Source organism: Paraburkholderia sp., from assembly GCF_036488505.1.
In the GTDB taxonomy this organism is placed as follows: domain Bacteria; phylum Pseudomonadota; class Gammaproteobacteria; order Burkholderiales; family Burkholderiaceae; genus Paraburkholderia.
Window position 1 is genome coordinate 1 of the sequence record NZ_DASXHN010000509.1, and the last position, 6,743, is coordinate 6,743.

At 63.5% G+C, this 6,743-nt stretch carries 6 protein-coding genes; 2 read left to right on the plus strand and 4 right to left on the minus strand.

All coding sequences use genetic code 11. The features are described from left to right. Window positions 1-111 precede the first annotated feature (111 nt). From ugpE to ychF, 4 genes are all read right to left on the minus strand, one after another. Window positions 112-957 carry a sn-glycerol-3-phosphate ABC transporter permease UgpE gene (ugpE, locus tag VGH68_RS28960; protein WP_331607170.1) on the minus strand — a complete coding sequence of 282 codons (846 nt, stop codon included), beginning with the start codon at window positions 955-957 and terminating at the stop codon, window positions 112-114. Further along, window positions 954-1,838: a sn-glycerol-3-phosphate ABC transporter permease UgpA gene (gene ugpA, locus VGH68_RS28965; protein WP_331607171.1), complete on the minus strand. Its 885-nt coding sequence runs from the start codon at window positions 1,836-1,838 to the stop codon at window positions 954-956. The genes ugpE and ugpA overlap by 4 nt, the downstream gene beginning before the upstream one ends. 76 nt (window positions 1,839-1,914) lie before the next feature. Beyond that, window positions 1,915-3,240 carry a sn-glycerol-3-phosphate ABC transporter substrate-binding protein UgpB gene (ugpB, locus tag VGH68_RS28970; protein WP_331607172.1) on the minus strand — a complete coding sequence of 442 codons (1,326 nt, stop codon included), beginning with the start codon at window positions 3,238-3,240 and terminating at the stop codon, window positions 1,915-1,917. 429 nt (window positions 3,241-3,669) lie between these two features. After that, window positions 3,670-4,764 (minus strand): redox-regulated ATPase YchF, encoded by a 1,095-nt coding sequence (gene ychF / locus VGH68_RS28975; protein ID WP_331607173.1) that lies wholly within the window; start codon window positions 4,762-4,764, stop codon window positions 3,670-3,672. Between the two features lie 277 nt (window positions 4,765-5,041). Here ychF and VGH68_RS28980 point away from each other — a divergent pair, with 277 nt between their 5' ends. Then, window positions 5,042-6,214, plus strand: coding sequence for a UbiH/UbiF family hydroxylase (locus VGH68_RS28980; RefSeq protein WP_331607174.1), 1,173 nt, complete (start codon window positions 5,042-5,044; stop codon window positions 6,212-6,214). A gap of 185 nt (window positions 6,215-6,399) precedes the next feature. Next, window positions 6,400-6,743 (plus strand): disulfide isomerase DsbC N-terminal domain-containing protein (locus VGH68_RS28985; RefSeq protein WP_331607175.1); only part of this gene is annotated, 344 nt, incomplete at its 3' end.

The following is a 6,743-nucleotide window of genomic DNA, read 5'->3' on the forward strand; positions in this document are numbered from 1 at the left end:
CGTCCACGTCGATGCCGTGCAACACGAACTGTTTGCCGTCGTAGGTCTTTTTAACGCGTTGCAGAGTCAATGCAGCCATGCGGTTTCAGCCTTCTTTGTGTGCTTGCCGAATTACTTTTCCGAATCCACGAGTCCGCGCACGAACCAGCGCTGCATCGTCAGCACCACCGCGAGCGGCGGCAGCATCGCGAGTAGCGTCGCCGTCATCACGAGATGCCATTCGGTCGCGGTGTCGCCGGACGCGATCATCCCTTTGATGCCGATCACGGCGGTGGTCAACGATTGCTGGCTGGTAATCAGAATCGGCCACAGGTACTGGTTCCAGCCGTAAATGAAGGTGATCACGAAGAGCGCCGCCATCGTGGTGCGCGACAGCGGCAGTACGACGTCCCAGAAGAAACGCAGCGCGCCCGCGCCGTCGATGCGCGCGGCTTCCATCAATTCGTCCGGCAGCGTCTTGAAGAACTGGCGGAACAGAAACGTCGCGGTGGCCGAGGCGATCAACGGCAGTGTCAAACCGGTGTACGTATTGCTCAGATGCATCGACGACACGACTTGCACGGTCGGGAAAATACGCACTTCGACGGGCAGCATCAGCGTGATGAAAATCAGCCAGAACGCGAGCGTGCGAAACGGGAAGCGGAAAAACACGATCGCATACGCGGAGATCATCGACACGGCGATCTTGCCGATCGCGATCGCGAGCGCCATCACCAGACTGTTGAACAGCATCCGGTTGAACGGCGCGGCCGCATTGCCGGTGCCGTGCGTCCACACCGTTGCGATGTTCTGCAACAGATGCGTGCTCGGCACGAGCGACAGCGGCACCGTGAAGACCTGGTGCTCGCTCATCGTCGCCGCGCAGAACGCGACGTACACCGGAAACACCACCAGTGCGACGCCTATCAGCAGCACCACGTGGCAGAACAGGTCGAAACCGCGTCGGTTCTCGATCATGAGTATTGAACCCTGCGTTCGATGAAGCGGAATTGCACGACGGTCAGCGCGACCACGATCAGCATCAGCACGACCGACTGCGCGCCGGAGCTGCCGATGTCGAGGCCTTGAAAGCCTTCTGCGAAGATCTTGTAAATCAGCGTGCGGGTAGCCTGGCCGGGGCCGCCGCCGGTCGCGGCGTCGATCACCGGGAAGGTGTCGAAGAAAGCGTAGGTCACGTTGATCACCAGCAGGAAAAACGTGGTCGGCGACAACAGCGGCAGCGCGATGCCGAAGAAGCGCCGCACCGGACCGGCGCCATCGATCGCGGCCGCTTCGATCAGTGAGCGCGGAATCGCCTGCAGGCCCGCGTAGAAGAACAGAAAGTTATAGCTGACCTGTTGCCACACCGACGCGAGCACGACCAGAAACATCGCCTGGCCCGCGTTCAACGCGTGATTCCACACGATGCCGTGTTTGGCCAGCGCATACGTGACGAGGCCGATACTCGGGTTGAATAGAAACGACCACAGCACCGCGGCGATCGCCGGCGCGACCGCGTACGGCCAGATCAGCAGCGTTTGATAGGCTTTCTTCGCGCGCGTCACGCGATCGGCACAGACTGCGAGCAGCAGCGAGATCACGAGGCCCGATACCGTGACGAGCGCGCAAAAAATCATCGTCGTGTTGAACGACGACAGATAGAGCGGGTCCGCGAAGAGTTGCTTGAAGTTCGCCAGTCCGACGAACTGGCTGGACGTCCCGAACGCGTCCTGGCTTTGCGTCGATTGCCACAGCGCCTCGCCGGCCGGCCACAGAAAGAACAACAGCGTGATGATCAGTTGCGGCGCGACAAGCAGGTAGGGCAGGACGCTGGTGCCGAAGCTGGAGCGCTTTTCCATCGAGAATTCCCAAGATGTGCTGCGACTGCGGTTTGCGGCGCGCTCGCGCCGCAAACCCGGACTGCCTGGCTAGCCCTTAGCTGCCCGCTTTTTCGAAGCGGCGCAGCAACTCGTCACCGCGCGTGACTGACGAGTCGAGCGCCTGTTGCGGCGTCTTCTTGTCGGCCCACACCTGTTCGAGTTCTTCATCTATCACCGTGCGGATCTGCGGCATGTTGCCCAGACGCAGGCCCTTCGTGAACGGCAGAGGCGGCTTGTTGAGCATCTGACGGATCGCGGTGTCGCTGCCGGGGTTCTTGTCGTAGAAGCCCTGCTGGCGCGTCAGGTCGTAGGCGGCGGTCGTGATCGGCAGATAGCCGGTGTCCTGATGCCATTTCGCGGCGACCGCCGGCGTGGCCAGATACGCGAGGAACTTCGCGACGCCCTTGTAGACGGCCGGATCCTTGCCCGACAATACCCACAGGCTGGCGCCACCGATGATCGCGTTCTGCGGCGCGCCCTTCACGCTGTCGTCGTACGGCATCATGCCGGTGCCGAAGTTGAACTTCGCGTATTTCTTGATCGTCGCGAGCGAGCCCGACGAGTTCGTGATGATCCCGCAGTCGCCGCTATAGAACTTCGACACCGGTTCGTCCTTGCGGCCGACATAGGTGAAGGTGCCGTCCTTCACCATGCTTTGCAGAAACTGGATATGCGCGACCTGCAGCGGCTTGTTGAATTCGAGCTGCGCGTCGAGGCCGTCGAAGCCGTTGTTTTTCGTTGCGAACGGCGCCGCATGCCACGCGCTGTAGTTCTCGAGCTGAATCCAGCTCTGCCAGCCAGACGAGTAGCCGCACGACATACCCGAGGCCTTCAGCTTCTGTGCATCGGCATGCAGTTCGGCCCAGGTTTTCGGCGGCTGGTTCGGATCGAGCCCGGCCTTCTTGAACGCGTCCTTGTTGTAGTAGAGCACCGGCGTCGAGCTGTTGAACGGCATCGAGATCAGTTCGCCGGTTTTCGAGTCGCTGTAATAGCTCGCGATGGTCGGCACGAAGGCCCTCTGGTCGAGCGGCACGCCGGCGTTCCTGAACACCTCGGTGACCGGGACGATCGCTTTTTTCGCCTGCATCATCGTCGCGGTGCCGACTTCGTAGACCTGCAGGATCGCCGGTGCGTTGCCGCTGCGATAGGCCGCGATGCCGGCAGCGAGCGTCTGGTCGTAGGTGCCCTTGAACACCGGCTCGATCTTGTAGTCGCTTTGTGATTTGTTGAAGTCGTTCGCGATGTCGTTCAGACGTTCGCCGAGCGCGGCTTCCATCGCATGCCAGAACTGGATCTCGGTCGCGGCTTGCGCCGCCTGGCTGACGCCGGCGCTCAATACGGCAGCGACGGCAAGCGAACGGAACAGCGGCTTGTGGTTCATCGATTTATCTCCTGTGTCGATTGGCGCGAGGGCTTGAGCGCTTTGTCCGATCCTGTGCCGGATGGAGGGGCGCGGATGCGAGTCGCGCGATTCTATTTGTGTTCGATGACATTTCGGCGTCGACGGCGACGCAGCCCGGCCCGCGCGTGGCGGCACCGGAAGCCGCAATTTAACATCGGCTGTCATGAAACGGAAATAATCGGGGCAGGCTAGGCCCGGCGGGACTTGGGCTCAGAAGTGGCCGGCGTGGCCGGCGCAGTGCTGGACTTCGGGGCAGCGATGGCGCGGGATCGACCGGCGTCGCCTCCCGATGCGGTGCCGCAATGAAAAAGCCCGCGCTGAAGCGGGCTTTCCGAAAATGCATCGCCGCGGGAAGCGCAAACGGTGCGCGGGGTGCACGCTTTTAGGTTCCCGTGGCCTTGTGCTTCGTTACACGTTGAACAGAAAGTTCATCACGTCGCCGTCGTGCACGACGTATTCCTTGCCTTCCGCCCGCATCTTGCCGGCTTCCTTCGCGCCGTGTTCGCCTTTGTAGGCGATGTAGTCGTCGAAGCTGATCGTCTGCGCGCGGATGAAGCCGCGCTCGAAGTCGGTGTGGATCGCGCCGGCTGCCTTCGGTGCGGTGTCGCCGATATGGATCGTCCAGGCGCGCACTTCCTTCACGCCGGCCGTGAAATACGTGTGCAGGCCGAGCAGCTTGAAGCCGGCGCGGATCACGCGGTTCAGGCCCGGCTCGTCCATGCCCATGTCGGCGAGGAACACGTCCATGTCGGCTTCGTCGAGGTCGGCGATTTCCGCTTCGACCGCCGCGCATACCGCCACCACCGGCGCGTTTTCGGTTGCCGCGAACTTCGTGACCGCGTCCAGGTGCGGGTTGTTCTGGAAGCCGTCTTCCTTCACGTTGGCGACGTACATCGTCGGCTTCGCGGTAATCAGGCAGAACGGCTTGAGCGTGGCCTTTTCGTCGTCCGTCAGATCGAGTGCGCGGACTGGCCTGGCCTGGTCGAGCTGCGCGCGGGCCTTTTCCAGCACCGCGGCGTTCTTTGCCGCTTCTTTATCGTTGCCCGACTTGGCCGCTTTCGAATAGCGCGCGAGCGCCTTTTCGACGGTCGCGAGATCGGCGAGCGCGAGTTCGGTGTTGATCACTTCGATATCCGACAGCGGATCGATCTTGTTCGCGACGTGAATCACGTTTTCGTCTTCGAAGCAGCGCACCACGTGCGTGATCGCATCGGTTTCGCGGATGTTCGCGAGAAACTGGTTGCCGAGGCCCTCGCCCTTGCTCGCGCCGGCCACCAGACCGGCGATATCGACGAATTCCACCACGGCCGGCACGATGCGCTCCGGCTTGACGATTTCGGCGAGGGCTTTCAGTCGCGCGTCCGGCACTTCGACGATGCCGACGTTCGGTTCTATCGTGCAGAACGGATAGTTTTCGGCGGCGATGCCCGCCTTGGTCAGTGCGTTGAAGAGCGTGGACTTGCCGACGTTGGGCAAGCCGACGATGCCGCATTTGAGGCTCATGGGAATCCTTCAGTGAATCAGTAAATTGCGTGATGCGCTCGACGCTGTGCGCGGACTCGCGAAGGCTGTCGCGCGAGGGGCGCCAAGGCGGGCTCAGCGGAGCGGACAAGTCACCGAATCGGGCGTTGGGTCGACGATTGAGTGCGAGTTTTCACGGAAAGCGCAATTGTAACCCGTCAGCCCAGGCGGATCGTCGGGTGCCGGGGGTGCATTTCCGCGCACCCACGGGGGAGTCGCCGCACCATGGCCGTCGCACCCCCGCGGCTATAATGCGCGCATGAACGCACACCACCAGACCTTCGATGCCGCCGTGATCGGCGGCGGGCTAGTCGGCAAGACCGCGGCGCTCGCACTCACGCAAGCCGGACTGCGTGTCGCGCTGCTCGCGCAGCCTTGCGCGGCACTGCCCGCCGGTGCGGCGTTCGACTCGCGGGTCTATGCGCTGTCGTCGAGTTCGCAGGCGTTGCTCGAGCGTCTGCGGGTCTGGCAAGCGCTCGATCACGCGCGGCTCGGCCCGGTCTACGACATGCGTGTCTACGGCGACGCGCACGCCGAACTCCGCTTCTCCGCATTTCAGGCCTCGGTGCCGCAGCTCGCATGGATCGTCGAGTCGTCGGTGATCGAACGCGCGCTGGATGCAGCGCTGGGCTTCCAGCCGAATCTCACGTGGATCGACACGCGCGCGCAAGCGCTGGATTTCAGCGCCGATAGCGCGAGCGTCGGCCTCGCGAACGGCAGCGTGCTCGAAGCGGACCTGCTGGTTGGCGCCGACGGCGCGCATTCATGGGTGCGCGCCCAGATCGGCTCGAAGATGGTGCGGCGCGACTACAAGCAGACTGGCGTGGTCGCCAATTTCAAGGCGGCGAAGCCGCACGGCGAAACCGCCTACCAGTGGTTTCGCGACGGCGAGATCATCGCGCTGCTGCCGATGCCGGATGGTCATCAGTCGCTGGTCTGGTCGGCGCGCACCGAGCATGCGGAGCAGTTGCTTTCGCTCGACCCCGAACGGCTCGCGGCCGAAGTGGAACGCGTGACCGGCGGCCGGTTCGGCGCACTCGAGTGCGTGACGCCCGCGCAAGGCTTTCCGCTCGCTCTGCAGACGGTAGACCGGCTGGTCGCGCCGCGCGTTGCGCTGGTGGGCGAAGCCGCGCATCTGATTCACCCGCTCGCCGGGCAGGGAATGAATCTGGGCTTGCGAGACGTCGCGGCGCTCGCGAGTACGGTCGCCGGCAAGGAATCGTTCCGCGATCTCGGCGACATGGTGCTGCTGCGCCGCTACGAACGCGCGCGCCGAGAAGACATTCGCGCGCTGATGATCGCGACCGACGGCCTGCAGAAGCTGTTCTCGGTACCCGGGCCGCTCGCGCGGGCGGTGCGTAATACCGGCATGGCGTTCGTCGGCGCACAGCCGTTCATCAAGCGCTGGCTAGTGTCGGCCGCGCTCGGATGACGCAGTGGGCCGGCTGGGGGCGCCGCGCGCAGAGCCGATGGCCGGTATGCGGCGGCCGGGACGGGTATCATGGGCGGATTCTCACGTCGCGATCCAGGCCAAAGCCGGCCGAAGCCGGCAACGTTACGCGGCCGGAACGTGACGCAAGCGCACGGTGCGCGACCGACTGAACCCAGGACTCCAGCATGAAAAAGACCTTCCGCATGGCCGCCGCCGCGCTGGCAATCGCTGCCGTCACGCTCGGCTGCTCGGCCCAGGCCGATCAGACCACCGACAAACTCAAAGCCACGCTGCAAACGCGCCTTTCGGACGTGACGATCAAAAGCGTCACGAAGTCGCCGATCGCCGGCCTCTATGAGGTGAATCTCGGCACCCAGATTGTCTATAGCGACGCAAACGGCGACTACCTGATGCTCGGCGACCTGGTCGACGCGAAGACCCGCAAGAATCTGACCGAGGCGCGGCTGGCGGAAACCAACCGCATCGATTTCGCGAGCCTGCCGTTCGGGAACGCGGTGAAGGTGGTGCG